Source organism: Faunimonas pinastri (assembly GCF_900110915.1).
GTDB classification, from domain to species: Bacteria; Pseudomonadota; Alphaproteobacteria; order Rhizobiales; family Afifellaceae; genus Faunimonas; species Faunimonas pinastri.
On sequence record NZ_FOFG01000001.1, the window covers coordinates 514,037 to 540,050 of the forward strand.

General features: G+C 67.2%; 23 protein-coding genes. 12 read left to right on the forward strand and 11 right to left on the reverse strand.

The annotated features are described in order from the left end of the window. Window positions 1-12: 12 nt before the first annotated feature. Window positions 13-1,554, forward strand: a complete 1,542-nt coding sequence (locus tag BMY25_RS02350) for a GH3 family acyl-acid amido synthetase (protein ID WP_092494952.1) — start codon at window positions 13-15, stop codon at window positions 1,552-1,554. Further along, entirely contained in the window at window positions 1,551-2,837 is a 1,287-nt protein-coding gene (locus BMY25_RS02355; protein WP_092494953.1) for a flavin monoamine oxidase family protein, read from the forward strand. Before BMY25_RS02350 ends, BMY25_RS02355 begins: the two co-directional genes overlap by 4 nt. On the opposite strand, the gene BMY25_RS02360 is transcribed toward BMY25_RS02355, so the two are convergent. From BMY25_RS02360 to osmF, 4 genes are read right to left on the reverse strand one after another with little or no spacing between them, the layout of a single operon-like run. Next, the gene (locus BMY25_RS02360) at window positions 2,800-3,537 is read right to left on the reverse strand and encodes an ABC transporter permease (RefSeq protein WP_428976935.1); all 738 of its coding nucleotides are present in this window, start codon (window positions 3,535-3,537) and stop codon (window positions 2,800-2,802) included. The genes BMY25_RS02355 and BMY25_RS02360 overlap by 38 nt on opposite strands. 20 nt (window positions 3,538-3,557) lie before the next feature. After that, on the reverse strand, window positions 3,558-4,541 hold the full coding sequence (locus tag BMY25_RS02365) for an ABC transporter ATP-binding protein (protein WP_092494954.1): 984 nt from the start codon (window positions 4,539-4,541) through the stop codon (window positions 3,558-3,560). Continuing rightward, a complete protein-coding gene (locus BMY25_RS02370; protein WP_238858112.1) occupies window positions 4,538-5,728 on the reverse strand; it encodes an ABC transporter permease in 1,191 nt (396 codons plus the stop codon). The genes BMY25_RS02365 and BMY25_RS02370 overlap by 4 nt, the downstream gene beginning before the upstream one ends. A gap of 2 nt (window positions 5,729-5,730) precedes the next feature. Continuing rightward, a complete protein-coding gene (gene osmF, locus BMY25_RS02375; protein WP_092494955.1) occupies window positions 5,731-6,660 on the reverse strand; it encodes a glycine betaine ABC transporter substrate-binding protein OsmF in 930 nt (309 codons plus the stop codon). Window positions 6,661-6,862: 202 nt separating this feature from the next. Here osmF and BMY25_RS02380 point away from each other — a divergent pair, with 202 nt between their 5' ends. The 7 genes from BMY25_RS02380 to BMY25_RS02410 all read left to right on the forward strand — a co-directional run bounded on the left by BMY25_RS02380 (window position 6,863) and on the right by BMY25_RS02410 (window position 13,350). Then, window positions 6,863-8,143: an ABC transporter substrate-binding protein gene (locus BMY25_RS02380; RefSeq protein ID WP_092494956.1), complete on the forward strand. Its 1,281-nt coding sequence runs from the start codon at window positions 6,863-6,865 to the stop codon at window positions 8,141-8,143. A 4-nt stretch (window positions 8,144-8,147) separates the two neighbouring features. Next, window positions 8,148-9,191: a carbohydrate ABC transporter permease gene (locus BMY25_RS02385; RefSeq protein ID WP_092494957.1), complete on the forward strand. Its 1,044-nt coding sequence runs from the start codon at window positions 8,148-8,150 to the stop codon at window positions 9,189-9,191. Then, a complete protein-coding gene (locus BMY25_RS02390) occupies window positions 9,188-10,024 on the forward strand; it encodes a carbohydrate ABC transporter permease (RefSeq protein WP_092494958.1) in 837 nt (278 codons plus the stop codon). Before BMY25_RS02385 ends, BMY25_RS02390 begins: the two co-directional genes overlap by 4 nt. Before the next feature lie 2 nt (window positions 10,025-10,026). After that, window positions 10,027-11,130, forward strand: coding sequence for an ABC transporter ATP-binding protein (locus tag BMY25_RS02395; RefSeq protein WP_092494959.1), 1,104 nt, complete (start codon window positions 10,027-10,029; stop codon window positions 11,128-11,130). Between the two features lie 12 nt (window positions 11,131-11,142). Continuing rightward, on the forward strand, window positions 11,143-11,799 hold the full coding sequence (locus BMY25_RS02400; protein ID WP_092494960.1) for an alpha/beta hydrolase: 657 nt from the start codon (window positions 11,143-11,145) through the stop codon (window positions 11,797-11,799). 100 nt (window positions 11,800-11,899) lie between these two features. After that, entirely contained in the window at window positions 11,900-12,583 is a 684-nt protein-coding gene (gene trhA, locus BMY25_RS02405) for a PAQR family membrane homeostasis protein TrhA (RefSeq protein WP_177176662.1), read from the forward strand. A gap of 92 nt (window positions 12,584-12,675) precedes the next feature. Continuing rightward, window positions 12,676-13,350 carry a YoaK family protein gene (locus tag BMY25_RS02410; RefSeq protein WP_092494962.1) on the forward strand — a complete coding sequence of 225 codons (675 nt, stop codon included), beginning with the start codon at window positions 12,676-12,678 and terminating at the stop codon, window positions 13,348-13,350. A gap of 16 nt (window positions 13,351-13,366) precedes the next feature. Here the strand turns inward: BMY25_RS02410 and BMY25_RS02415 are convergent. The 3 genes from BMY25_RS02415 to prpB all read right to left on the reverse strand — a co-directional run bounded on the left by BMY25_RS02415 (window position 13,367) and on the right by prpB (window position 16,645). Then, window positions 13,367-14,123 (reverse strand): IS5 family transposase gene (locus BMY25_RS02415; RefSeq protein WP_092494963.1). Its coding sequence is split into 2 segments (ribosomal slippage): window positions 13,367-13,799 and window positions 13,798-14,123, totalling 759 coding nucleotides; the frame shifts between segments, so codons are not numbered across the junction. 88 nt (window positions 14,124-14,211) lie between these two features. After that, on the reverse strand, window positions 14,212-15,633 hold the full coding sequence (locus BMY25_RS02420) for a Gfo/Idh/MocA family protein (protein ID WP_092494964.1): 1,422 nt from the start codon (window positions 15,631-15,633) through the stop codon (window positions 14,212-14,214). Between the two features lie 94 nt (window positions 15,634-15,727). Continuing rightward, a complete protein-coding gene (gene prpB / locus BMY25_RS02425; RefSeq protein ID WP_092494965.1) occupies window positions 15,728-16,645 on the reverse strand; it encodes a methylisocitrate lyase in 918 nt (305 codons plus the stop codon). A gap of 161 nt (window positions 16,646-16,806) precedes the next feature. Between prpB and BMY25_RS02430 the strand changes: the two genes are divergently transcribed. From BMY25_RS02430 to BMY25_RS02440, 3 genes are all read left to right on the forward strand, one after another. Further along, on the forward strand, window positions 16,807-18,444 hold the full coding sequence (locus BMY25_RS02430) for a S10 family peptidase (protein WP_143061857.1): 1,638 nt from the start codon (window positions 16,807-16,809) through the stop codon (window positions 18,442-18,444). Window positions 18,445-18,558: 114 nt separating this feature from the next. Then, window positions 18,559-18,999: a YidH family protein gene (locus BMY25_RS02435; protein ID WP_177176663.1), complete on the forward strand. Its 441-nt coding sequence runs from the start codon at window positions 18,559-18,561 to the stop codon at window positions 18,997-18,999. Between the two features lie 24 nt (window positions 19,000-19,023). Further along, entirely contained in the window at window positions 19,024-21,354 is a 2,331-nt protein-coding gene (locus tag BMY25_RS02440; protein ID WP_092494967.1) for a cation:proton antiporter domain-containing protein, read from the forward strand. A gap of 28 nt (window positions 21,355-21,382) precedes the next feature. Here the strand turns inward: BMY25_RS02440 and BMY25_RS02445 are convergent, their stop codons facing one another. From BMY25_RS02445 to BMY25_RS02460, 4 genes are all read right to left on the reverse strand, one after another. Further along, window positions 21,383-22,330: a nucleoside hydrolase gene (locus tag BMY25_RS02445; RefSeq protein WP_092494968.1), complete on the reverse strand. Its 948-nt coding sequence runs from the start codon at window positions 22,328-22,330 to the stop codon at window positions 21,383-21,385. Window positions 22,331-22,450: 120 nt separating this feature from the next. Further along, window positions 22,451-23,374: an NAD(P)/FAD-dependent oxidoreductase gene (locus tag BMY25_RS02450; RefSeq protein WP_092495177.1), complete on the reverse strand. Its 924-nt coding sequence runs from the start codon at window positions 23,372-23,374 to the stop codon at window positions 22,451-22,453. A gap of 119 nt (window positions 23,375-23,493) precedes the next feature. Further along, a complete protein-coding gene (locus BMY25_RS02455; RefSeq protein WP_092494969.1) occupies window positions 23,494-24,432 on the reverse strand; it encodes a Gfo/Idh/MocA family protein in 939 nt (312 codons plus the stop codon). A gap of 107 nt (window positions 24,433-24,539) precedes the next feature. Then, window positions 24,540-25,877 (reverse strand): chloride channel protein, encoded by a 1,338-nt coding sequence (locus tag BMY25_RS02460; RefSeq protein ID WP_092494970.1) that lies wholly within the window; start codon window positions 25,875-25,877, stop codon window positions 24,540-24,542. Window positions 25,878-26,014: the final 137 nt, after the last annotated feature.

Consider the following 26,014-nt stretch of genomic DNA (forward strand, 5'->3'; position numbering starts at 1 on the left):
GCGAGGAATCCGATGTTCGACGCGACGCCGCTGCTGCGCCTTTACGCCCGCCGGCGTCTCGCCCGCCTTGCCGCGCAGGACCCCGCCGCGACGCAAGGTGCCGAACTCCTGAAGCTCCTGCGCCGCGCCGCCGGCACCCGCTTCGGGCAGGCGCACGGCTTCGGCGCGATCCGCAACGTCGCGGAGTACCAGAGCCGCGTGCCGCTCCGCTCCTACGATGCCTTCTGGGAAGAGTGGTGGAAGCCGGCGTTCCCCGTCCTCCGCGACGTGACCTGGCCGGGCCTCATCCCCTATTTCGCCGCAAGCTCCGGCACATCGACGGGTGCGACCAAATACATCCCGGTGACGGCGGAGATGTCGGCCAGCAATCGCCGCGCCGCCTTCGACCTGCTGGTCTTCCATCTGGCGAACCGGCCCGAAAGCCGGGTGTTCGGCGGGCAGAGTTTCCTGCTCGGCGGCAGCACGGCGTTTCGCCAGCTGGCGTCCGGTGTCGAGGCCGGCGATCTCAGCGGCATCGCCGCCGTCAGCGTGCCGCGCTGGGCGCGGAGCCGCCTGTTTCCCCCGGCCGAACTGGCGCTGCTTTCCGACTGGGACCGCAAGGTGGACGAAATCGGCCGGGCGAGCCTCCTGCAGGATATTCGCAACGTTTCGGGCACGCCGAGCTGGATGCTGCTCTTCTTCGAGAAGCTGCGCGACCTCTGCGCCGACCGCTCGTCGCGCCTTGTCGACTATTATCCGAACCTCGAACTCGTGACGCATGGCGGCGTCGGCTATGAGCCCTATCGCGCCCGCTTCGACGAATGGCTGGAGGGGAGCCACGCGGAGACGCGCGAGGTTTACCCGGCCAGCGAAGGCTTCATCGCGATGGCCGATCGCGGTTCGGGCGAGGGGCTCCGCATGGAGCTCGACAACGGGCTCTTCTACGAATTCATCCCAGTGGACGAACTCGGCCGCACCAATCCGACCCGGCACTGGATCGGCAATGCGGAACCCGGCGTGAACTATGCGCTGGCATTGTCCTCCAATGCCGGACTCTTCTCCTACTTGGTCGGCGACACCGTGCGGCTGATCGAGCGCAGCCCGGCACGCCTCATGGTGACGGGCCGCACGTCCTATTCGCTCTCCGCGTTCGGCGAGCACCTGATCGGCTCGGAGATCGACACCGGCATTACCGAAGCGGCCGAGAACATCGGAGCCGACGTGGCGGATTATTCCGTGGGCGCGGTCTACCCGCAAGCGGGTTCGCCGCGCGGCGGGCATGTCTTCGTCGTGGAATTCGGCCGGCCGTTGCGCGAAGGCGAAACGGAGCGCTTCGCCGCCGTGCTGGACGAAACGCTGGCGCGCCTCAATCTCGATTATGCCGATCATCGCCGCGACGATTTCGGCATGATGCCGCCGCGCATCCTCCTCGCCTCTAAAGGCACGTTTGCCGCCTGGATGGCGAAACGCGGCAAGCTCGGCGGCCAGAACAAGGTGCCGCGCGTGATCGGGAACGATGCCCTGCTCGCCGACTTGATCGCCTTCGTTCAAACCTTTCCGGAACAAGGGTCATGACGCTCTCCCCTATCGATGCCGCGGTGATCGGCGGCGGTGCCGCCGGTGTGGCGGCCGCCCGCAGATTGCACCAGGCCGGCCTCTCCACGCTGATCCTGGAAGCGCGAGACCGGCTCGGCGGGCGCGGCCATACCGTGCAGACGGAAGCGGGACCCGTCGATCTCGGCTGCGGCTGGCTGCATTCCGGCGACGTCAATCCATGGACGGACATCACGGGAGAGCGGGGCTTCACCGTCGACCGCACGCCGCCGCCATGGGGCGTGGAACGGGAGGAGCCGGGCTTCCCCATCGCCGAACAGCAGGAATTCGGCGACGCCTCCGACCGCTTCTACACGCAGTTGGCCGTGGCGGCGGGACGGCCCGAGGATGCGCCGGCCAGCACCCTTCTGGAGGCGGGATCGCGCTGGAACGGGCTGCTCCACGCTGTCAGCACGTGGATCAACGGCGTCGAACTGGAAGGCGTGTCGATCGAGGATCTCCACGCCTATGCCGACACGGAAGTGAACTGGCGCGTGGCGGAAGGCTATGGCGCGCTGATCGCGCGACACGGCGAGGGCCTGCCCGTCTCGCTTCGCACCCCCGTCACCACCATCGACCACAGCGGAAAGACGATCCGTATCGACACGCCGCGCGGGACGGTGGAAGCGCGTGCGGTCGTGCTTACGGTTTCCACCGGCGTGCTCGCGGCGGAGGGCATTCGCTTTACGCCCGCGCTGCCGGAAAAGCTGGAAGCTGCGGCCTTGTTGCCGCCGGGGCTTGCGGACAAGCTCTTCCTCTTCGTGGACAGTGCCGCCGGCGACCTGGAAAAGGACAGCCGCGTCTTCGGCGCGACGGACACGGCGCGCACGGCGAGCTTTCACATCCGCCCGTTCGGCCGCCCGCTGGTCGAGTGCTATTTCGGCGGTGTCATGGCGCGGGAGCTGGAAGGGCAGGGAGAGGCTGCATTCGCCGATTTCGCGATCGGGCAGCTCGTCGAGCTTTATGGCGCGGACTTCCGCCGCCGGCTGACGGTCGGCCCGATGCATGCCTGGGGCACCGATCCCTATGCCTTCGGCTCCTATTCCCATGCCCGGCCGGGCCACCACGACAAGCGCGCGGTTCTCGCGCGGCCCGTGGACGACCGCCTGTTCTTTGCCGGGGAAGCCTGCTCGGAGAATGACTTCTCCACCGCGCACGGTGCCTATCGCACCGGCCTGGCCGCCGCCGAAAAGGCAATCGATGCTTTGACCGCGAGCGGCGTCGGCGTCAGGCGGGAACGGCCCGGTGGCGGCTCGTCCGGCTGATCGCGATCGCGAAGATACGGTCGAACAGGATCGCCAGCAGCGCCACGGCCACGCCGCCCTGGAGGATATAGGCCGTGTTGTTGGACTGTAGCCCGGCGACGATGATCTCGCCGAGGCCCTTGGCGCCGACCGTGCTGCCGATGGTGGCCGTGCCGAAATTGATGATGGTGGAAATGCGGATGCCGGCAAGGATCAGCGGCGCGGCGAGCGGCAGCTCCACCTCGCGCAGGATGCGCCCCCGGCTCATGCCCATGCCGCGAGCCGCCTCGATCGTCTGCGGCGGCACGCTGCGAAGCCCCGCCACGGTGTTCTCGAAGATCGGCAGCAGGCCATAGGCGAAGAGCGCCACGAAGGTCGGCCGGAAGCCGAAGCCCAGCAGCGGCACGGCAATCGCCAGCACCGCCACCGGCGGGAAGGCCTGCCCGAGATTGGTGAGCGTGCGGGCAAAGGGCATGAACTCCGCGCCGTCGCGTCGCGTCACGACGATCCCGAGCAGCACCGCGACGATCGTGGAGACAAGCCCGGCGGCAAGCACGATCTCGAGATGGTCCAGCGTCAGGCTCCAGAGCGAGGCGCGGTCGTAGATCGCGGTCGCCCCGAGGGGATTGACGGTGGCGAAGAGCGGCCGGAAGAGCTGCGGCGCGGCAAGCAGCAGCACCAGAACCAGCACCGCGAGCGCCAGCGGCAGATGCCGGAGCAACGAACTGGCGCGCGCGCGCGTCACCGGCTGCCCTGCGCCCAGATTTGCGAGGCCAGCACCTCGCCGACCACGTGCCCCCCGGCATCGACGGCGGGCAGCACGTCGGTGTTCTCCCAGATGATGCGGGAAGCCGCCTCGCGCATGGTGTCGCCCGGGCGGACCGGAGCGACGGGCTTGCCGGTCGTCCCATCCAGGATCGCTCCGTCCGCCTCGCGCCAGCGGCCGGGGGCGGCGGGCCGCACCGCCTCGTCGACTGTGCGGAGCGACAGGAGCCGGATCACACGGTCGTCGAGGCCGATGAAATCGCTGACGAAGCCCGGCTGCGGCCGGCGCAGCAGGTTCTCCGGCGTCTCCACCTGCAGGACGCGGCCCTTGTCCATGACGGCGATGCGGTCGCCCAGAAGGAACGCCTCGTCCATGTCGTGCGTGACGAAGATCACGGTGATCTTCTGCCGCTTCTGGATCTGCGCGAACTCCATTTGCAGCCGCGCGCGGGTGATCGGGTCCAGCGCGCCGAAGGGCTCGTCCATCAGCAGGATCGGCGGTTCCGCCGCGAGCGCGCGGGCGACGCCGACCCGCTGCTGCTGCCCGCCGGAAAGCTGATGCGGATATTTGCGCGCGAACTCGCCGGGCGCGAGGCTGAAGAGGTGCAGCAGTTCGTCCACGCGCTCCGCGATGCGGCCCCGCTTCCAGCCGAGCAGGCGCGGAACGGTCGCGATGTTCTCCGCGATGGTCCGGTGCGGAAAGAGGCCGATGCCCTGGATGACGTAGCCGATGCCGAGGCGCAGCGCCTGCGGGTTCATCGCCATGACGTCGACGCCGTCGATCTGGATGGAGCCGGAGGAGGGCTCGATCAGCCGGTTCACCATGCGCAGCGTCGTGGACTTGCCGCAGCCGGAGGTGCCGACGAGAGCCCAGAGTTCGCCGTCCGGGATCGTCAGGCTGACATCGTTCACGGCTTTGACGCCGCCATAGATCTTGGTGAGATTCTGCAGGGTGATCATCGTTTCCTCGAATCCACCGCGTCGACCAGCGCGTCCATCAGCACCGTCGCGACGAGCGCCAGGATGATGATCGGCCCCGCGCCGAGCAGGACGAGGTCCATCGCCGTCTGCCCCATGCCGCGAAAGACCAATGTGCCGAGCCCGCCCGCGCCGATCAGGGCGGCCACCGCCGCAAGCCCGATATTCTGCACCAGCACGATGCGGACGCCGGTCAGGATCACTGGCAGCGCGAGTGGGATTTCCAGCTGGAAGAGCCGCTGCCGGCGCGTCATGCCCATGCCGCGCGCCGCCTCCACCATGGCGGGATCGACGCCCGTGAACCCGGCAATGGTGTTGGTGACGATGGGCAGCAGCGAATAAAGCACCAGCGCGATCAGGGCCGGCGCGGAGCCTATACCGTGGATTCCGATGCGCGTGAGGCCGGGCCAGGCGGCGATCAGACCGGCCAGCACCGCGATCAGGATGCCGAACAAGGCGATGCTGGGCGTCGTCTGGAAGATGTTGAGGACGGGGATCAGCACCCGACGGACGCGGCGCGACTGGAAGCCGAGGCGACCCAGCGGCAGGCCGATGGCCAGCGCCGGGATCAGGCTGCCTGCGACCAGCACCAAGTGCCAGCCGAGCGCTGTCCAGAACACGTCGTGGTTCGTCCGGTATTCCCGCATGATCGAAAGGTTGCGGGCGACCCCGCTGCCGAGAATGCCGAGAAGGATCGCCAGCGCCAGCACCACCAGCGCGATGCGCACCAGCGGCCGGACGCGAAGCCGCACAAGGGCATTGGTGACGAGCAGGCCCAGCCCGAAGAGCGCGATCCAGAAGCCGCTGCCGAGCGATACGCGGGCAAGCGGCTTGTCCGGCGTGATCAGCGTGGAAGCGGCGAGGCTGGCGGAAAGAAGCAGCGCCACGAGGCCCACGCTTGCCGCCAGCGCCTTCAATCGCTGGTCCGGGACGGTCAGCGACACCGTTCCGCAGGCGATGAGCAGGAGCGCCGACCCGGCGCCCAGCCACATGTCGGGCAATTGCCAGAGCCGGTAGCCCACGCCGCTCAGGATCCGGTTCGGCTGGAAGGCGAGGAAGGGCAGGGCCACGGTGCCGATCGCCACGAAAGCGAAACAGAGCAGGCCCACCCGGTCGCGGAGAAGACGGTTCATGGAAAACGGCGCGCCCGGATGGGTGAGCGCGCCCACGATCACTTCAGGAAGCCGTGCTCGGTCAGCCAGCTCTTCGCCACGTCCTGCGCCGCCTCGCCGCCGATGGAGATGCGGCTGTTCAGTGTCTGCAGCGTCTTGAGATCCAGCGCCTTGAAGACCGGAGCGAGGAGGTCCGGGATCTTCGGGTTGGCCTTGAGCACGGCCTCGCGGATGATCGGCGTCGGCGCATAGACCGGCTGGACGTGCTTGTCGTCGTCCATCACCACGAGGCCGACATCGGCGATGGCACCGTCGGTGCCGTAGACCATGGCGGCATTGGAGCCGCCGGTCTGTTCGGCCGCCGCCTTGATGGTCGCGGCCGTGTCGCCGCCGGACAGCACCTGCAACTGGTCGGGCTTGAAGGTGAAGCCGTAGGCTTTCTGGAAGGCGGGCAGGGCGGCCGCGGAGTTCACGAATTCGGAGGAGGCGGTCAGCTTGATGTTGCCGCCGCCGGCCACGAACTTGCCGAGATCGGACATGGTCTTGAGGTTGTTCTTCGACGCAACTTCGCCCCGCACGGCGATGGCCCACGTGTTGTTGGCGGGCGAGGGGGTCAGCCAGACGATCTTGTTGGCGTCGTAGTCGAGTTTCTTGACCTCGTCATAGCCCTTCTGCGCGTCGCGCCAGACGTCGGAATCCTGCTTGTTGAAGAAGAAGGCGCCGTTGCCGGTATATTCGGGATAGAGGTCGATCTCGCCCGCGGTGATCGCCTTGCGCACGATAGGCGTCGCGCCGAGGCTGATGCGGTCCGTCACCTGGATGCCGTTCTTTTCCAGAACGAGCTTGATCATGTTGCCGAGCAGGCTGCCTTCCGTATCGATCTTGGAGGATACGACCACCGGCGCGGCCGAAGCCGGCGCTCCGTTCACGGTGACGGCAGCGGCGAGGCCCAGCCCGATCAGGGCCGCGCGGGCATAAGTCTTCAACATGGCGATCCCCCAACCGCGGCGCCTGAACCGCAGGCGCGTAAGATCTGGAAAGCACGAGTGTTCCAGACGGTTCCCGGCCGCAGCGAAAAATTTCACGTGGCCCGGCGCATCTCCCGTTGATGACGATTTGAGGATCTTTCTCTGGCTCTTTGCCGTTCCTTTGGTAATGATGGCAAAAAAGTGATCATGAGGAGGACAAGAAATGATCAGGGCTTTACTGGCCGCCACCGCGCTGACCTTCGGCTCTCTTGCAGTATTGTCGTCCGCGCAGGCCGAAGGCGTCACGGTCGCCATCTCCTGCTCCTCCCTCGGCATCGAGCTTCAGCTCTGCCAGACCGGTGCGGATGCCTGGGCCAAGCAGACCGGCAACCAGGTCAAGCTCGTTTCCACGCCGCCGGATGCCAATGAGCGGCTTTCGCTCTACCAGACGCTGCTGGCCGCCCATTCCAAGGATATCGACGTCTTCCAGATCGACGCGGTGTGGCCGGGCATCCTCGCCACCCACTTCATCGACCTCGCCGACGCCGTCCCTGCCGACCAGAAGGGCGACTTCTTCCCGACCCTGATCGCCAACGACACCGTCGACGGCAAGCTCGTGGCCGTGCCGTGGTTCGCCGATGCGGGCCTCCTTTATTATCGCAAGGACCTCCTCGACAAGTATCACAAGCCGGTCCCGACCACCTGGGCCGAGCTCGCCGACACCGCCAAGGCGGTTATGGACGGCGAAAAGTCCGCGACCCCGGATATCCAGGGCTATGTCTGGCAGGGCCGCTCCTATGAGGGCCTCACCTGCAACGCGCTGGAATGGGTCTATTCCTATGGCGGCGGCACCATCGTCGACGACAAGGGCAAGGTGAGCATCGACAATCCCCAGGCGATCAAGGCGCTGGAGCAGGCCAGGACCTGGATCGGCACCATCTCGCCGGCCGGTGTGCTCAACTATTCGGAAGAGGAATCGCGCGGCGTCTTCCAGTCCGGCAAGGCCGTGTTCATGCGCAACTGGCCCTATGCCTGGTCGCTGGCCAATGCCGGCGACAGCCCGATCAAGGACAAGGTCGGCATCGCCGTCCTGCCTCAGGGCGACGGAAGTGACGCCAAGCATGCCGCCACGCTTGGTGGGCAGCAGCTCGCCGTCTCGAAATATTCCGTCCATCCCAAGGAAGCCGCCGACCTCGTGCGCTATCTGACCGGAGCGGACGAAGAGAAGCGGCGGGCGATCCAGGGCTCCTTCAATCCCAGCCGCAAGAGCGTCTATTCCGACAAGGACGTGCAGGCGGCGAACCCGTTCTTCTCCGGTTTCCAGCAGATCCTCGAGAACGCGGTGGCGCGTCCCTCCACGGTGACGGGCCAGAAGTACAACCAGGTTTCCAGCACGTTCTTCCAGGCGGTGCATGGCGTGCTGTCAGGCCAGTCGGATGCGAAGTCCGCGATGAGTGGAGTGGACAAGACGCTCGATCGCGTCAGTCACCGCGGTCGCTGGTGATCCCATGCCCCGCGAGCCCGCCACCGTTCCCGCAGTCCGGCCGGCTGCGGGGCTAGTGGGCGCCCAGCCGGGAGGCGGCGATGCCGCGCCCCGGCGAACCGGCCTCCCTCCGACACCCGGTCCCACGGCCGCCAGCGCGCCCCGGCGCTCCAGCCTGACGCTCGCGCAGCAGCGCATCCGCTCCGCCTGGCTCTTCCTCGCGCCGATGCTGATCGTGCTCCTGCTGGTGGCCGCCTGGCCGCTTCTCCGCACGGTGTTCTTCAGCTTCACCGATGCGAACCTGTCGGACATGTCGGGTTGGCAGTTCGTCGGTCTCGACAACTACATCTCGCTGGTCGAGGACCCGGTCTGGTGGCGCTCCGTCGTCAACACGCTGATCTTCGCGGTGATCTCGGTGGCGATCGAGACGGCGCTGGGCCTGATCATCGCGCTGACGCTGGATGCGCATATTCCCGGTCGCGGCCTCGTTCGCGCGGCGGTGCTGATCCCCTGGGCGATCCCGACGGTCGTTTCCGCCCGCATGTGGGCGTGGATGCTGAACGACCTCTACGGCGTCATCAACGCGGCGCTGCTCTCGCTGGGGCTGATTTCCAAGCCCTATGCGTGGCTGGCCGACCCCTTTCTCTCCATGGTGTCCGTCATCGCCGTCGATGTCTGGAAGGCGACGCCCTTCATGTCGCTGCTCCTGCTGGCGGCGCTGCAGGTGCTGCCGCGCGAGATCTACGAGGCGGCCCGCGTCGATGGGGTGAGCCCGGTCAAGGTGTTCTTCCGGGTGACGCTGCCGCTGATCCGCCCGGCGTTGCTGGTCGCGGTGATCTTCCGCATCCTCGATGCGCTGCGCGTCTTCGACGTGATCTACGTGCTGACCGGCAACAACCAGAACACCGCGTCCATGTCGATCTATGCCCGCCAGCAACTCGTGGACTTCCAGGACGTCGGCTATGGCTCGGCGGCGGCGACCTTCCTGTTCCTGATCGTCGCGCTGGTCACGATCGTCGTCATCACCTTCGGGCGGGTGAATGTCGCAGCTGCGGGAGACGGGCGATGATCGGTGCAAGGCGTCTCTTCGGACGCATCTTCTTCTACATCCTGATCGCGGTGATCATCGTCTACACGGTGTTCCCGTTCTACTGGGCGATCGTGTCCTCGCTGAAGACCGGCACCTCGCTCTTTACCGTGGAGTTCATCCCCCGCCATCCGACCTTCGAGAACTACGTCGCGCTCTTCAAGGAGCAGCCCTTCGCGTACAACATCCTGAACTCGCTGATCGTCGCGGCCTCGGCCACGATCATCTCGCTGTTCCTGGCGCTGACGGCGGCCTACGCGCTGAGCCGCATCCGTTTCCGTGGCCGCTCGGCCATGCTCTTCGGTATTCTCAGCGTCTCGATGTTCCCGCAGATCGCGGTGCTTTCCGGCATGTTCGAGCTGATCCGCCTGCTCGGCCTCTACGACACGCTGATCGGCCTCGTCCTCTGCTATCTCATCCTGACGCTGCCCTTCACTGTCTGGGTGCTGACCTCCTTCATGCGGGAATTGCCGCGCGAACTGGAGGAGGCGGCGATCGTGGACGGGGCGAAGCCGTGGCGTATCCTGACGCGGGTGTTCCTGCCGGTCATGGGGCCGGCGCTGGCCGCCACGGGGCTCCTCGCCTTTATCGTGGCGTGGAACGAGTTCCTCTTCGCGCTCACCTTCACGCTCTCCAACGAGCACCGTACGGTGCCCGTCGCCATCGCGCTGATCACGGGCGCCAGCGCCTACGAGCTGCCGTGGGGGCGCATCATGGCGGCTTCCGTGATCGTCACCGTGCCGCTCATCCTCCTTGTGCTCATTCTCCAGCGTCGGATCGTCTCGGGTCTGACCGCCGGCGCCGTTAAGGGATAATCATGGCTGAGGTCGTTCTCCGCTCCGTGGACAAGACCTTCGGGTCGGTCCGTGTCATCAAGTCCGTGGATCTCCACATCGCCGATGGCGAGTTCTGCGTCTTCGTCGGCCCGTCAGGCTGCGGCAAGTCCACGCTGCTGCGGCTGATCGCGGGGCTGGAGGAGGTCACCTCCGGCGCCGTGGAGATCGGCGGCGAGGATGTGACCCGGCTACCGCCCGCCTCGCGCGGCATCGCGATGGTTTTCCAGTCCTACGCGCTCTATCCGCACATGACGGTGGCCGACAACATCACCTTCGGCCTCAGGACGGCGGGAGCGGAAAAGGCCGACACGGCCCGCCGGCTGGAACATGCCTCGAAAATGCTCGAACTGGACACGCTGCTGGACCGCAAGCCCGCGCAGCTTTCCGGCGGCCAGCGCCAGCGCGTCGCCATCGGCCGGGCGATCGTGCGCGACCCGCAGGTCTTCCTGTTCGACGAGCCGCTGTCCAACCTCGACGCGGCGCTTCGCACGCAGATGCGCATCGAGATCGGCGGGCTCCACAAGGACCTCAACACCACGATGATCTACGTGACGCACGATCAGGTCGAGGCCATGACCATGGCCGACAAGATCGTCGTGCTGCGGGCGGGGCAGGTGGAGCAGGTGGGCGCGCCACTCGATCTCTACAGCCGGCCGGCGAACCTCTTCGTGGCGGGCTTCATCGGCTCCCCGAAGATGAACTTCCTGGAGGCGCGGGCGGAAGCTGCCGGCGACGTCGCCACCATCCGCCTGCCGGGCGGCGGCGAGCTTCGCATGCCGCTGCAGGGGCAGGCCTTGTCATCGGGGCAATCCGTGATCCTTGGTGTACGGCCGGAGCACCTCTCGCTCCAACACGGCGGCACCGGCGGCATGGCGGAGATCTCCGGCACGGTGCGGCTGGCGGAGCATCTGGGTGCCGAAACCGTGCTTTACATCGATGTGGCCGACGGCGCGCAGCTGATCGTGCGGGCGAACGGCATCATGCGGGAGCGGACCGGCGACGCCGTGCGCGTCGTGGTCGACCCCGCCGCGTGCCATCTCTTCGCGCCGGAGGGACCGGCTCTGGTGAATGCCACGCTAAGCTGATAGGCCGGGGGCATGACCAAAGCCAATGTCAACGGTCCCCACCAGGGGCTGCCCGTGCTGCATGGCGGAGCCCCGTTCCAGCTCGCCAAGGCGGCGATGATCCTGCTCCACGGCCGCTACGCCTCGGCGGAGGACATTCTGCGGCTGGGCGACGGGATCGGGCGCAAGGACGTGCTCTATCTGGCCCCGCAGGCGGCGGACCACGAATGGCTGCCGCACACGTTCCGCGAGCCGGCGGAGCGGCAGGAGCCGAAGCTCACCTCGGCCCTCGCGGTCGTTGGCGGGCTCGTCAACGCGCTCGGCGAAGTCGGCTTTCCGCCGGAAAAGATCGTGCTTTCCGGCTTTTCTCAGGGCGCCTGCCTCGCCACGCATTTCGCGGCGACGCATCCCCGCCGCTATGGCGGCGTAATGGCATTCAGCGGTGCGTTGATCGGCGATCCCGTCCGCGCCGGAGACTTTTCCGGCTCCCTGGAAGGCACGCCCGTCTTCATGGGTTGCGGCGACGCCGACGATCTCATCCCGCTTGACCGGGTGCACGGCACGTCGGAAATCCTCCGCGGGCTCGGCGCCGAGGTGACGGAGCGGATCTATCCCGGCATGGGCCACACCGTGAGCGACGACGAACTCGGCGAGGCCCGTCGCCTGCTTAGCCTTCTGACCGAGGCCTGACGAACCCTTCTTCTCACCGGAAATATCTGCTGCACGGACCCCTTGTCATGCTCCGGACTTAGTCTCATGCTGCACTGCACAAATGAGCAAGAGACCGGGAATGCCCTCGACCCAGGCCGGGCAGACGAACGCGGGCACGTCCGACGGGGCGAACACGGTCCGTCGTGACGAACTGATCGCGGACGGCATCGTCCATGCGGTCGGCCTGGTCGGCGCGATCGCGGGCGGCGTCACGCTCTGGCTGCTGCTGAACCGGCGCGGCGAGACGGAAGCGCAGGCCCCGGTCCTCGTCTACATCTCCGCCATGATCGCCATGCTGGCCTTTTCCGGGCTCTACAACATGGCGCGGGCGGAAGGCTGGCGAAACATCTTCCGCCGCTTCGACCATGCCGGCATCTTCGCGATGATCGCCGGGACCTACACGCCGTTCACGGTGCTCCGGCTGGACGGCGCGTGGAGTTGGGGGCTCACTGCATTCGTATGGACTGTGGCTGGCATCGGCATCGCCATCAAGATCTGGAAACCAGAGCGCTTTTACTGGTTCTTCCTCGCCATCTACCTTTTGCTCGGCTGGGTGGGGCTGGTCGCGATCGGGCCGCTGGTGGAGGCACTGACGCCCTCGACGCTTGTGTTGCTGGGTCTCGGCGGGCTCGTCTATTCGGCCGGCGTGGTGTTTCACCTGCGCGAGCGCATGCGCTTCAACAAGGCGATCTGGCACAGTTTCGTCGTGGCGGCGGCCGCTATCCACTTTGCCGCCGTGCTGCACGAGACGCTGTCGATGTGAGATGCCGGCCGTTCGGGGCCGCCGCTCACTTGAAAGAAGTCGCTGCAGGGAGAATAGTGCGTCTTCCCGCCTGAGTCCCGATTGCCCGAGACATGCCCGACCGAGATACCCCCGCTTCGCAACGCAAGCGGATCATCTATGGATTTCTGCTGACCGGCGTTGCCGGGTGGGTCGACGCGATCGGATTTCTCCGTCTTGGCGGCCTCTACACCTCCTTCATGAGCGGCAACACGACCCAGCTCGGCATTGCCCTGAGCCATGGCGGCAATGGGCTGGCCGTTGCGGCTTTCGCGCTCGTCATGCTGTTCGTCGCCGGATCCTTCGTCGGCACCATCCTGATGCTGAAGGTGAAGCCGCGCCCCGTGCCGATGCTGCTGCTTCTGGAAGGCGTGATCCTTTCGGTGGCCGCCGCGCTCTCGGTGAAGACGGGCGTGCTCGTGGGCATGCTGCCGCTCGCCTTCGCCATGGGCCTGCAGAATTCGACGCTCGGCTCGGCCGGTGACGCCCATCTTGGGGTCACCTTTGTCAGCGGCACGCTTTACCGCTTCGGTCGTGACATCGCCCGGCGGGTCGTCGGCGAAACCGGCGGCTGGGAATGGACCCGCAACGGCCTGATCTGGCTGTCGCTGATGGTCGGCGCGCTTTGCGGCGCCTTGTCCTATGCCGCTTTCGAGGTCTATGGCCTCGGCTTCCCCGCGGTCATTGTGCTCATGCTGGCGCTCTGGGCCACGCGCTTCGCTTCCGCGACGACTGTCCGCGACCACTAGGGTCAGGACTCATCGGTCATAGCCAGAAGATGTCGGTGGCAGCGAGCGCGATGGCGGAGAAGAAGACCGTGGGGCATCGGTCGTAGCGGGTGGCAACGCGCCGCCAGTCCTTCAGACGGCCGAACATGATCTCAATACGGCCGTGGCGCTTGTATCTGCGCTTGTCATACCTGACGGGTTCGTTGCGGGATTTCCGGCCTGGTATGCAGGGTTCGATGCCCTTGGCTTGCAGAGCGTCCCTGAACCAGTCGGCGTCATAGCAGCGGTCGCCGAGTAGCCACTGCGCCTTCGGTAGATCGTCCAGCAGAGCTGCCGCACCGGTATAGTCGCTGACTTGCCCTGCGGTCATGAAGAAGCTGAGCGGGCGACCATTCGCATCGGCGACAGCGTGAAGCTTGGTGTTCATGCCCCCTTTGGTGCGGCCGATCAGCCGCCCGAGCCCCCCTTTTAACCCGCAGGCTGGATGCCGTGCGGTGCGCCTTCAGGTAGGTCGCGTCGATCATGACAGTCTTTGGCTCGGCATCCGTTGCAGCCAGCCCTTCCATCATCCTGACGAACACGCCCATCTCACCCCATCTTTTCCAGCGGTTATAAAGCGTCTTGTACGGACCATAGTCCTTGGGTGCATCCCGCCATCGCAGCCCATTGCGGTTGACGAAGACGATGCCGCTCAACACCCGTCGATCATCAACCCGAGGCCTGCCATGGCTCTTGGGAAAATACGGGCGCAGGCGAGCCATCTGCTCATCCGTCAGCCAATACAGGTCGCTCATGGCCAGTCTCCTCGCGGAGCCTGAATCAGATCGCGCCTCTCACATCAATGGGTCCTGACCCTAGGCTCCGTGCCGCCACATCTCCCGCTCAGCCGGCGCCGTTTTCCGGCATCGGTCCTCGCGTGACATCCGTGCCGCTGACCGGCTTGAGCTTCACCGCCTGTCCGGTGCGCGCCGACTGGTAGATCGCTTCCACCAGCATCTGGTCCTGCAGGCCTTCCTCGCCGGGCGTGCGGGGCACGCGGTTCTCCATCACGCAGGTGGCGAAATGGTCCATCTCCAGCGCGAACTGATCCTGCTGCTCGATATTCGGCACGACGTCGGCGTCGCTCTTGCCGATCTTGTGGCTGATCTGCAGCCGCTGGCCCTTGTAGGGGAAGGCGTGCTCCATGAGGTAGTGCGCCTCGGCGGTATGCACTTCCAGCGTCTGCGCACGGTGGACGCCATAGGAGCAGGAGAGTTCCGCCAGCACGCCTGAGGGGAAGCGGAGCTGGAAGGACACGCTTTCCTCCACCTCCTTGAAGCGCGGGTCGTTCGGCGGCGTGGAGATCTGGGCGAAGACTTCCACCGGCTCCTCGCCGGTGATGTAGCGGGCCGCGTTCAGGCAGTAGATGCCGACGTCCGGCAGCGATCCGCCGCCCGAAAGCGCCTTGCGCAGCCGCCATTGGTCGATCGCGCCGACATCCTGCCCGTTGACGGCGCGGACCAGCCGCATCTCGCCGAAGTCCTTCTTGCGGACGCTGTCCATGAGATAACGGTGATGCGGCTCGTACTGGCAGCGATAGGCGATCATCAGCTTCACCCCCGCTTTGTCGCAGGCGTCGATCATCTCCCGGCAATCGGAGGACGATGTCGCCATCGGCTTTTCGCAGAGCACGTGCTTGCCGGCCTTGGCGGCGCGGATCACGAACTCCTTGTGCATGGCATTGGGCAGGACGATGTAGACGACCTTCACGTCCGGGTTTTGCGCGATCCGGTCGAAGCTCTCGTAGTCGTAGACCGCCTCCGGCTTGATGCCGTATTGCGACGCGATCACCCGGGCCTTGTCCGCGCGGCCGGAAACGAGCGCGACGGGCTTCGCCTTCCTGGACGAGCCGAACCCCGGCAGGATCTGCTGCACGGCGAGGTGGCCGAGGCCGACGATGGCGAAGCCGACGCGCCGGTCGGGCGGCAGCAGGGCGGAAGGCGGCGAGGACTCGCCTTCGCTGGCGTCCTGCAGGCTGGTGAAGGACACTTTGTTGCCCTCCACCTTGCCGAGATCGATCGGGTTCGGGCCGGGCAGGCTGGCCGTCTTCACCGGGGGCGACACCTGAACGTCCGTCTGCGCGGGCAGCACGGTCTGCGCATCGGCAACCGCCATCGCCGACGCCGCGGCCAGGCCCGCCACGCCGATCCCGCCCGCCTGAAGCAGGCTGCGGCGGGAGAGGTTGCCCCCGTGGTCGCCGCCACGGGCGCCATCGGGGTCACCCGCGCGTTCGTGCCTGGGATCGTTGCTCCGGTTCTCGCTCATGGGGCGCCTCGTCTCGACGTGGTGTCTCGCTGTCGGGACGAAGGAACTGGGGCGGGCGGCGGTTTCGGCCAGATGGCACCACGCCCGGGGACGATCACGATCCTGTTGGCGTATCCGGGACGACCGAGCGGACGATGGAGGCGTCCAGCGCCTCGTAATCGGAATAGCCGATCGTGTCGTAGAGCTCCTGCCGGGTCTGCATGCGATCCAGCAGGGCGCGCGTGCTGCCGTCGCGGACGACCGTCGCGTAAAGCTCTTCCTGGGCCTTCGCCGCGACGCGGAGGCTGGAGACCGGCCAGATCACCATGCGGTAGCCCATGGCCTCGAACTCGGAGGCCGTGAAGAAGGGCGTGCGGCCGAACTCCGTCATGTTGGCGAGGAGCGGCGCGTCGACACGGGCGGCGAATTCGCGGAACATCTCCGCAGTCGTCAGCGCCTCCGGGAAGATCGCGTCGGCACCGGCCTGGAGGTAAAGCTTCGCCCGGGCGACGGCGCCGTCCATGCCCTCGCTCGCGGCCGCGTCGGTGCGGGCGATGATGAAGAGGTGCCGCCGCGCCTTCGCCGCCGCCGCGACCTTGGCCGCCATGTCGTGCGGGTCGGCAAGGCGCTTGTCGTTGAGGTGACCGCATTTCTTCGGCAACAGCTGGTCTTCCAGATGCAGCGCCGCCGCGCCGGCCTCCTCGAAGGTGCGCACGGTATGCATGACGTTGAGAGCCTCGCCGTAACCGGTATCGGCATCGACCAGCACCGGCAGGCCGGAGGCGCGCGCGGCCTGGCGGATGAAGAAACAGGCGTCCTCCATCGTCAGCAGGCCGAGATCGGGCAGACCCATGGAGGCCGACATGGCCGCGCCGGAGAGATAAAGCGCCTCGAACCCCGCCGCCTTCGCCTGCAACGCCGCGAGCCCGTTCTGCGCGCCGGGAATGCGCAGGATGCCGGGCCGGGCCAGGAGATCGCGGAAGCGTCGGCCAGCCGGCACATCGGGACAATCGGCGGCGACGAGATAGGGCATCGGCTCTCTCCTGACGCAAACGTGCGCGCCGAACGAGATAAGGGGCTGGACCGAAGGCGCAACGCCCGGCCACACTCCGACGCTGCCGCCTATCGTCGCGGACGATTGTCAAAGACGGGCCGAAAGGCTTCAAGAGCGGCGTGGCGGAAACGTTCAGGGTGATGGTTTTGCGGAAATTCGGTCTTTCTCTGGCGGCGGCGCTCGCTTTGTCGGTCGCGGCGATCACGCCGGCCTGCGTGCTGGCGGCGGAGCAGGGGGAACAGCAGGGACGTCAGGGTGGCCGCCAGGGGGGGCATCAGCAGGAAGGCCCCGGCATCCTGAGCCTGCTGCCGGAAGCCTCGACCACGCAGCACAGCATCGCGCTGCCGACCGGCTCGCTCAGCTACACCGCCAAGGCCGGCACGCTGCCGCTTCGCGACGGCTCGGGCGAAACCAAGGCGCAGATCTTCTACATCGCTTACACCGCCGATGCCGATGCGAAGCCCGTTGCCGCCGCGACGGGCGGCGGGGCGAACGGCCCGGCTCCGGCGCAGCCGGCCGCCCGGGCAGCGACGCGCCCGATCACCTTCGTCTTCAACGGCGGCCCGGGTGCCGCTTCCGCCTATCTCAACCTCGGCGCCATCGGGCCGCGCCGGCTGGTCTTCGCCGCCAATGGCGAGATCGCCCCTCCGCCTTCCAAGCTTGAAGACAATCCAGACACCTGGCTCGTTATGACGGATCTCGTCTTCATCGATCCCGTCGGCACCGGCTACAGCCGCGGCGCCGACCCGGAGGACGAGAAGAACTTCTGGGGCGTCAAGCAGGACGCCGACGCCATGGCGGCGTTCATCCGGCTGTACCTCGCGCAGTCCGGCCGCATGACGTCGCCGGTCTTCCTCGCCGGCGAAAGCTATGGCGGCTTCCGCGCGGCGCTCCTCGCCGATCGCCTGCAGGGCGACAGCGGCATCGCGCCGAGCGGCGTCGTGATGATCTCGCCGGCCCTTGAGTTCTCCTTCCTCGACAGCGATCCGCTGCGCCCGCTCTCCACCGCCATGTACCTGCCGGCGATGGCGGCGACGAACCTGGAGAAGCAGGGCGTCCATGGCCGCGAGGCGCTGGCCGCGCGCATGGGCGACATCGAGCGTTTCGCGCTCGGCGATTACCTCGTCGGCCTCGTCGCCGGCTACCGCATGAGCGACGACATGGATCGCCGCGTCGCCGACCTGATCGGGCTGCCTCTCGACGTCGTCCAGCGCCAGTTCGGCCGTGTGTCGCCCTCCGTCTTCGTCAAGGAGTTCGACCGCAAGGACGGTCGCGTGCTCAGCCGCTACGACGGAACGGTCAGCGGACCGGACGACGATCCGGCCGATCCGCATCCCCGCGCGCCCGATGCGATTCTCGACCGCTCCGTGCCGGCCTGGACCAGCGCGTTCGTCGGTTATGTCCGCGACGAGCTCGGCTACAGGACCGACATCAGCTTCCGCCTGCTCAACCGCGAGATCGCGGGCAAGTGGGACTATGGCACCAGCGAGCACGATCAGGGCTATGCCGGCGTCATGGACAATCTGCAACGCGCGCGGGCCCTCAATCCGGCGATGCGGGTGATGATCGCGCAGGGCTACACCGACCTCGTGACGCCCTACCTCACAACGCGCTACCTGATCGACCATGTGCCGCCGGTGGCGGGCGCCGCGCCCGTCGAGCTGAAGCTCTACGAGGGCGGTCACATGCTCTACACGCGCCCGGATTCCCGCCGTGCGCTGAGCGAGGACGCGGCGGCGCTTTACCGGGACGCGCTCGGGGCCCCGGCCGCGCCCTAACCACGGGAACTGCTCCTCCTTCTTCACGTTTGAAGATCGCCCGGAAGTGTCGGCCTGAGGGGGGCGGCACCGGGGACTGATCGGTCTCCCCGGATCGATCATGGAGGGGCGAGCATGGCCGACAAGATTGAGCAGGGCGCCCAGAAGCTGGCTAAATCCGCCGAGCGGATGAAGGACAGCACGGAGCAGATGGAGGACAGCGCCGATCGGCGCACCCAGCTTGCCGCCGACCGCACCGTCTTTGCCGCCGAGCGCACCTATGCGGCGTGGGTTCGGACCGGGCTCGCGTCGCTGGCCAGCGGCGTCGGCGCGAAGAGCCTGCTCGCCGGAGTGATCCCCAATTGGAGCATCATCGCGGTCGGCACGGTGCTGGTCCTCTTCAGCGGCTTCTGCTTTGCCGCCGCCGTCTACCGGCAGATCAATCCCGGCCCGCCGCCACCGCGGGCCGACGCGCATCGACTGCCGGGTTACCTGCTTCTCTTCGTCAACGCGTTTCTGTTTCTGGTATCCCTCGGCGCGCTGATCGGTATCTGGTTCGGCCGCACGGGTGCCTGACTTCCTCCTCTTTCAGGATTTTGCATGAAGACGAATTTGTCCGCCGCTTCGTCGCGGAAGCTTTGCCGGAGCGCGGGATCGCTGCTGCCGCTCGTCGGCCTCGGCACGACGCTGCTCGTGGCATCGTTTCTCGTGATCTCTCCCGCCTTGGCGGCAGCGGCAGCGGGGGGCGGCAAGCCCGTCGGCGGCATGAGCGCGGAGATGCTGCTTCTCCTGCAGATCATCGTGCTCGTACTGTTCGGGCGCATCCTCGGCGAGATCATGCAGCGCCTCGGCCAGCCCGCGGTGATGGGACAACTCATCGCCGGTCTGCTGCTCGGTCCCTCCGTGCTTGGCGTGCTCTGGCCGGATCTCCAGCATTTCATCTTTCCGGCCGCGAAAGAGCAGAAGGCCGGCATCGACGCGATCTCGAACTTCGGCGTGCTGATGCTGCTGCTGCTCGCCGGCATGGAGACGGACCTGTCGCTGGTGCGTCGGGTGAAGCGGGCAGCCTTCAGCGTGTCCATCACCGGCATCGTGCTGCCCTTCGCCTGCGGCGTCGCCCTGGGCGAGTTCCTGCCGCAGTCCATGATCCCGGAATCCAACGAGCGACTGATCACCTCGCTGTTCCTCGGCACCGCGCTGTCGATCTCGTCGGTGAAGATCGTCGCGATGGTGGTGCGCGAGATGAACTTCGTGCGCCGCAATGTCGGGCAGGTGATCCTCGCCTCCGCCATCATCGACGACACGATCGGCTGGATCATCATCGCCATCACCTTCGGCCTCGCCTCCAGCGGCAAGGTGGAGGTGCTGCCGCTGGTCAAGAGCATCGGCGGCACGCTGCTGTTCCTGGGCCTGAGCTTCACGGTCGGCCGGCGCATCGTGTCCAAGCTGATCCGCTGGACCAACGACACCTTCATCAGCGAGGGCGCGGTGATTGCCGTGATCCTGCTGATCATGGGCGCCATGGCGCTGACGACGGCCGCGATCGGGGTCCACACCGTGCTGGGCGCGTTCGTCGCGGGCATCCTTGTCGGCGAATCCCCGATCCTGACGCGGCAGATCGACGAGCAGATCCGGGGGCTCACCATGGGGCTGTTCCTGCCGGTCTTCTTCGGCATGGCGGGCCTGCAGGCGGATCTCACGCAGATCGCGACGCATATGGACCTGGCGCTGCTGACGCTCGGCATGATCCTCATCGCCAGCCTCGGCAAGTTCGGCGGCGCGTTTACCGGCGGCTGGCTCGGCGGACTGAGCGTCCGGGAATCGCTGGCCCTTGGCACGGGCATGAACGCGCGTGGCTCCACGGAGGTCATCGTCGCCACGATCGGCCTCTCCATGGGCGTGCTCAGCGAAAACCTTTTCACCATGATCGTCACCATGGCGGTGGTGACCACGCTGATCATGCCGCCGACGCTTCGCTGGGCGCTGGCCCGCCTGCCGCTGGAAAAGGAAGAGAAGCAGCGGCTGGACCGCGAGGCCTTCGAGGAAAAGGGCTTCGTGCCCAATCTGGAACGCATCCTGATCGTGGCCGACAACAGCGCCAAGGCGAAGTTTGCCTCCCGTCTCGTCGGCTATCTCGCGGGCCCGCGCGGCAAGCCGGTGACGTTGCTGGAGCCCCTTGCCGCAGCGCCGGAGAGGACGGGGGAGGACGGCGACCCGCAGGCACCCGCGCCCGGCAACAACGATGCGCTGCTGGCCGCCGCCGCCGAGGCGCAGGTGCCGGCCAGCGACCAGGACGCCGGAAAGCCGGTGCTGGACATCACTCGCCGCACCGCCACGGGACCGCTCGGCGAGGCGGTCTCCAAGGAGGCTGAGAACGGCTACGGCATGCTGGTCGTGGCGCTCGCGCGCATGGCTTCCGCCAAGGGCGGCTTCGACGACGCCGTGACGGAGGTCGTGGATAGCTTCGACGGACCGCTGGCGCTGGTGGCGGGGCGGGGGCGGCACCTCACCAACCCCGAAACGGGCGACCTCAGCATTCTCATCCCGATTACCGGGACGGAGATCTCGCGCCGCGGCGCGGAGGTCGCGCTGGCGATCGGCCATTCCGCCAATGCCCGCGTGACCGCGCTCTTCGTCACCAACAGCGACCGCAAGAACTCGCGTCAGCGCGTCGGCGCGACCCGGCGCGACCACGAGGCCGTGCTGGCGGAAGTGCAGAACATGGCGAAGCTTTACTGCGTGAACCTGCGCACGGTGGTGCGGCTCGATATCGACGCGGAGGATGCGATCCTGCGCGAGGCGCGCCTCGGCGGCCATAACCTCATCGTCATGGGCGTCGGCCGGCGCGCGGCCGAGGGCCTATCCTTCGGCAAGGTGGCGGCGGCCGTGCTGGAAAGCTCCGACCGCTCGCTGATGTTCGTGTCCAACTGAGGAGAAGCCGGCGCGCGCCGGCTTCCGATCAGGCGAGCAGGCCCCGCATGAACTCTTCGACCAGCCTGTCGCGGTCGATCCTCATCGCGACCTTGACCAGCGGACGCGGCTTTTCGTCGACGTTGCGCTGGGGCGGCCGGCGGTCGGCGACCGTCATGCCGCGCGTATGCTCGCCACGGCGGTCCACTCGCACCGGCACCGTCTCGTATTCCGCGAAGCTCTCGTCGGCGGCGATGATGGCGGCGGCCGGATCGTGCAGCGGGCAGCCGACGACGCCGTGAATGCCGTGATAGAACTTCAGGTAGAACTGCAGGATGTCGAGGGCGAAGCGGGCCTTGGGCGTGCCGCGGGCGGCCATGCGGTCCAGCTCTTCCTGCCCGATCCAAGCCTGCATGGTCACGTCGAGCCCGACCATCGTCACGGGCCATTCCGCCTCGAAGACGGCCTCCGCCGCCTCCGGATCGTGCCAGATATTGGCTTCCGCGACGGCCGTCACGTTGCCGGGAGCCGCCGCCGCGCCGCCCATGATGACGACCTTCTTCACCAGCTTCGGCAGGTCCGGCGCGAGCTTCAGGGCCAGGCCGAGGTTGGTCAGCGGGCCGACGGCGAGGATCGTATATTCGCCGGGCGCGGCGCGAGCGAGGCGGATCATCTGCTCGGCGGCCGTTTCCGGCTGGAAAGCCCGCACCGGAGCCGCGGGGCCGAAGCCGCCCAGCCCGTCCTCGCCGTGCACGTAGGGGCTGATGGAGAGTTCCTGCGCCAGCGGCTCGGCCGCGCCGATCGCGATCGGCACATGGGAGAGGCCGACGAGGTCGAACACCTTCTGGCAGTTCCGCCCGGCGAAATCGGAATAGGTGTTGCCGTGAACGGTGCCGACCGCCACGACCTCAACGCCCGGCGTGCCTGCGAGATAGAGCATGGCCATGGCATCGTCGATGCCGGTGTCGCAATCCAGAATGATCTTTTGGTCAGCCATGTGAGCGCCCTTGTCCTCGGCCCGTCCCCGGCTTGCCAGCCGCGTCGCAGTTCCGTGCGGCCCGGATTAGGCGAGGGGTGGGCGAAGCGCAATCGGCTTCGCACGCGGAGCGCGGCACGTTCAGTGCCGGGCGTCGGCGTCTTCCTCACGCAGCGTGTTGTGCATGTGGGTCGCGGCGACTGCGGCATGGCCGAAGGCGACGGATAGCTGGTTCAGTTCGTTGACCACGTCGCCGGCGGCATAAAGGCCGGGCAGGGAAGTCTGCTGATGCGCGTCCGTGACGATGCAGCCTTCCTTGTTCACTTCGGCGCCCAGCGAGGCGGCGAGGCCGGAATTCACCTCCGCGCCCATGGCGGGATAGAGAATTTCGATCTCGCAGCGCTCGCCATTCTCCAGAAGGGCGGCGACCTCCTCGCCATCCACCGCCAGATCGGCGACGGGGGAGGACAACACGCGGATGCCCGCCTCATCCAGTCGACCGCTCATGTCGTCATCCAGCGTCAGATCCGGCCCGAGCGGAAGCACTGTGATGGCGCTGGTGAAGGTGCGCAGGAAAAGAGCCTTCTTCGCCGCCGTCGCGATAGGCCCCAGCACGGCGATGGACTTGTCGATCGCCTCGTAGCCGTCGCAGATCGGGCAGATCCTGACATGGCCGTCCCGCACGACGCGCTTGATGTTGTCGATGTCGGGCTCGCGGTCGACGATGCCGGTCGCCAGCAGCACCTTGCGGGCGCGCACCTCGCCGCTGTCGACATGGGCGAGGAAGCGGCCGTCCTCGGTCTTCTTCAGGCCGGAGATCTCGCCATGCTCCACCGCGACGCCGTAGCGGCCGGCCTGCTCGCGCAGCCGCTTCAGGAGGTCGTTGCCGCTGATCCCCTCGGGAAAGCCCGGGCAATTATGCGACAGCGGGATCCACGAGGCGCGGCTGTCGCCCCGGTCGACGACCAGCAACTCGCGACGGTAACGCGCGAGATAGGTCGCCGCCGTGAGCCCCGCCGGACCGCCGCCGACGATCAGGCAATCCACATCCCTGCTTTTGATCAAGACGCTGTCCCCGCTCCAGACCACTCTATGCGCGAAAGCCCGGGGAGGTTCCGAGAAAAGCGACGGAGGGCCGGGAACGAGGAAGGGCCCGGAGACGGGAAGGGGCCGAGGCGGGCGCGCTACTCGGTGAAGGGCTCCACCGTGATGCGCCGGCCGGACATGAAGGCGTCGGCGACCAGCCGGAAGGGCTGCTCGTCCACATGGGCCTCCCGGCGGTTCAGGAGTTCGTCGAACCGCTCGTAGATGCCCTCATATTCTTCCGACGCCCCATCCACGACGACCTCGCCGTCGATTGTCAGCATGCGGCCGCCGCGCGTCAGCTTCAGGATCGAACCGTCGGAGGTGCCGACCGTCATCTCCCATTTCTCATCGCCCGTCTCGCGCCAGTCGAATTCGGCGCGGCAGTTCGTCGTGACGTCGCCGATACGGAAATCGAGATTGGCGGCGATCGGCGCGTCGCGATTCTCCGGGAAGAAGAGCTCCGCTTTTGTGATGAAGAGCGGCGAGGGCATGATCCGGGTCGCGACGGACAAGCCGTTGATGCCGGGATCGAAGACGCCGAAGGAGCCCGCGTCCCAGATCCATTCCTGACCGGGATGCCATTTGCGCACGTCTTCCTTCCACTGGATGTCCAGCGAGGTGACGGTGCGGGGGGCGAGGTATTCGCGCGCCTTTTCCACGCCCTCATTGTACTGGGAATGCCAGGTGGTGAAGAGGACGAGGCCACGCTCGCGGGCGTAGTCGGCAAGGTCGGTCAGCTCGCTCAGCGTCGCCGCCGGGGGTTTTTCCAGAAGCACGTGCTTGCCTGCCGCCAGAATCTCGCGCGCAATGGCGTGGCGCACTTGCGGCGGCGTGCAGATCGCGATGGCGTCGATGTCCGGCACGCCTTCCAGCATCTCCGTCTGGTTGCGGAAGGCATGCGGCACGCCTTCCACGGTGAGGCCACGGGTGGAGGCCACCGCGACGAGATCGAAAGCCCTGTTCTTCCGGATCACCGGGATATGCTGGTCCTGCGAGATCTTGCCGATCCCCACGATGCCGATCTTGTGCCTGGCCACCCTTGAATCCTCCCGTTCACGTTGAACGAGATCGCAATATGGGAGCGCCGCGCCGCTGGCTAGGGGGATTGCATCGAGGCGCGGAGTTCCAGCCCGAGACGGGCAGGTCAGCCGGCGGCTTCCGGTGCCGGCTCGACCTTGGGCGCGCGGGCGCGAAGATCCTCGATAAAGGCGTGCGCCATGGTGTGGTAGAGCGCCTCCGGATTGATCAGCCGCGACGTGCCGTAGCCGAGGATCGCGGAGATCATCACGGGGATGACCATGGTGTGGTTGGATGTCATCTCGATGATGATGACGAAGGCGGTGATCGGCGCCTGCACCACTCCGGCGAAATAGCCCGCCATGCCGAGCACCGCGAGCGCGCCCACGGAGCCGCCGAAGGCCAGCGTCAGCGCCCCGCCGAGGCCCGCGCCGACGGCGAGAGACGGCGCGAAGATGCCGCCCGGAATGCCGGACAGGGTCGAGGCCAGCGTAGCGATGAGCTTCAGCGGCGCGAAATACCAGGTGACGCCGGTGCCTTCCACGGCCGCGCGGGCCTGCTCGTAGCCGGTGCCGTAGGTGGCGCCGTGGCTGAGCAGCCCGGTGATCGCGACGACGAGGCCGCAGGCGGCGGCGATCATGATGGCGCGGAACGTCGGGGCGGGGGCGATCAGCCGGCGGAACGTCGTGCCGCCGATCAGCACAAGGCTGCTGAACAGGCTGCCCAGCGCGCCGCCGCCGACGCCGGCTACCACCACCATCGCCCAGTCGCGGAAGCCGTGCAGCTCGGCCTGCGTAACGCCGAAATAGCTGTAGTCGCCGATGATCGCCAGCGAAGCGAGGCCGGACAGGATGACGGCGGAAAGGACCAGGCCGCTGGTCCTGAGCTCGAAGGCGCGGCCCATCTCCTCGATGGCGAAGACGATGCCGGCCAGCGGCGTGTTGAAGGCGGCGGCGATGCCGGCGGCCGAACCGGCGAGGATCAGTCCCCGCTCGCGTCCCATGCCGCCCCAGCGCGCGACCTGCAGCATCAGAGACGCGCCGACCTGCACCGTGGGACCCTCGCGGCCGATGGAGGCGCCGCAACCGAGGCCGACGCAGGTCAGCAGCACCTTGCCGGCCGTCAGCTTCAGGGACAGCAGCGCCTGCCGCCGCCGGGAATCGCGGAAATGCCGGGCGGCGATCGCCTGCGGGATACCGCTGCCCTGCGCGCCCGGGAAATAGGTGCGGCAGAGCCACGCCGAGAGCGCGAAGCCGATCGGACTGATGGCCAGCGCGAGCCAGGGCGAGATGGCAAGCACCCGGTCGAAGACCGCTTCCGACTGCCTGGCCATGGTCGCGAAGGCGATGCTGATGAGCCCCACCGCGAGCGCGCCGCTGAAGAAGACAAGGCGTCGCTGCCACATCCGCCGCGACAGCCAGATAGCCTGGGAGCGCCGGAGGCGGCTGTGGGAATGAGAACTCATGGGGAAAGGGGTCCGGAGCGTCGGTTACGCCTCTGGTTAGTCCGATGGGAGGGGCACCGCAACCCGCGCCGGGTGCGGCCCCACGGCGCATTTGGCCGGAGAGTGGGCAAACCATGCGGCGCGCCTGTTCAAGGGCG

Bases quoted from the DNA above. Each gene is read 5' to 3' on its own strand.
- BMY25_RS02410 (WP_092494962.1), top strand. From the start codon at position 12,676: ATGCCCGACCGAGATACCCCCGCTTCGCAACGCAAGCGGATCATCTAT.
- BMY25_RS02430 (WP_143061857.1), top strand. From the start codon at position 16,807: ATGGTTTTGCGGAAATTCGGTCTTTCTCTGGCGGCGGCGCTCGCTTTG.
- BMY25_RS02365 (WP_092494954.1), bottom strand. From the start codon at position 4,541: ATGATCACCCTGCAGAATCTCACCAAGATCTATGGCGGCGTCAAAGCC.
- BMY25_RS02460 (WP_092494970.1), bottom strand. From the start codon at position 25,877: ATGAGTTCTCATTCCCACAGCCGCCTCCGGCGCTCCCAGGCTATCTGG.
- BMY25_RS02355 (WP_092494953.1), top strand. From the start codon at position 1,551: ATGACGCTCTCCCCTATCGATGCCGCGGTGATCGGCGGCGGTGCCGCC.
- BMY25_RS02440 (WP_092494967.1), top strand. From the start codon at position 19,024: ATGAAGACGAATTTGTCCGCCGCTTCGTCGCGGAAGCTTTGCCGGAGC.
- BMY25_RS02395 (WP_092494959.1), top strand. From the start codon at position 10,027: ATGGCTGAGGTCGTTCTCCGCTCCGTGGACAAGACCTTCGGGTCGGTC.
- trhA (WP_177176662.1), top strand. From the start codon at position 11,900: ATGCCCTCGACCCAGGCCGGGCAGACGAACGCGGGCACGTCCGACGGG.
- BMY25_RS02350 (WP_092494952.1), top strand. From the start codon at position 13: ATGTTCGACGCGACGCCGCTGCTGCGCCTTTACGCCCGCCGGCGTCTC.
- BMY25_RS02420 (WP_092494964.1), bottom strand. From the start codon at position 15,633: ATGAGCGAGAACCGGAGCAACGATCCCAGGCACGAACGCGCGGGTGAC.
- BMY25_RS02380 (WP_092494956.1), top strand. From the start codon at position 6,863: ATGATCAGGGCTTTACTGGCCGCCACCGCGCTGACCTTCGGCTCTCTT.
- BMY25_RS02445 (WP_092494968.1), bottom strand. From the start codon at position 22,330: ATGGCTGACCAAAAGATCATTCTGGATTGCGACACCGGCATCGACGAT.
- osmF (WP_092494955.1), bottom strand. From the start codon at position 6,660: ATGTTGAAGACTTATGCCCGCGCGGCCCTGATCGGGCTGGGCCTCGCC.
- BMY25_RS02400 (WP_092494960.1), top strand. From the start codon at position 11,143: ATGACCAAAGCCAATGTCAACGGTCCCCACCAGGGGCTGCCCGTGCTG.
- BMY25_RS02385 (WP_092494957.1), top strand. From the start codon at position 8,148: ATGCCCCGCGAGCCCGCCACCGTTCCCGCAGTCCGGCCGGCTGCGGGG.
- prpB (WP_092494965.1), bottom strand. From the start codon at position 16,645: ATGCCCTATCTCGTCGCCGCCGATTGTCCCGATGTGCCGGCTGGCCGA.
- BMY25_RS02435 (WP_177176663.1), top strand. From the start codon at position 18,559: ATGGCCGACAAGATTGAGCAGGGCGCCCAGAAGCTGGCTAAATCCGCC.
- BMY25_RS02390 (WP_092494958.1), top strand. From the start codon at position 9,188: ATGATCGGTGCAAGGCGTCTCTTCGGACGCATCTTCTTCTACATCCTG.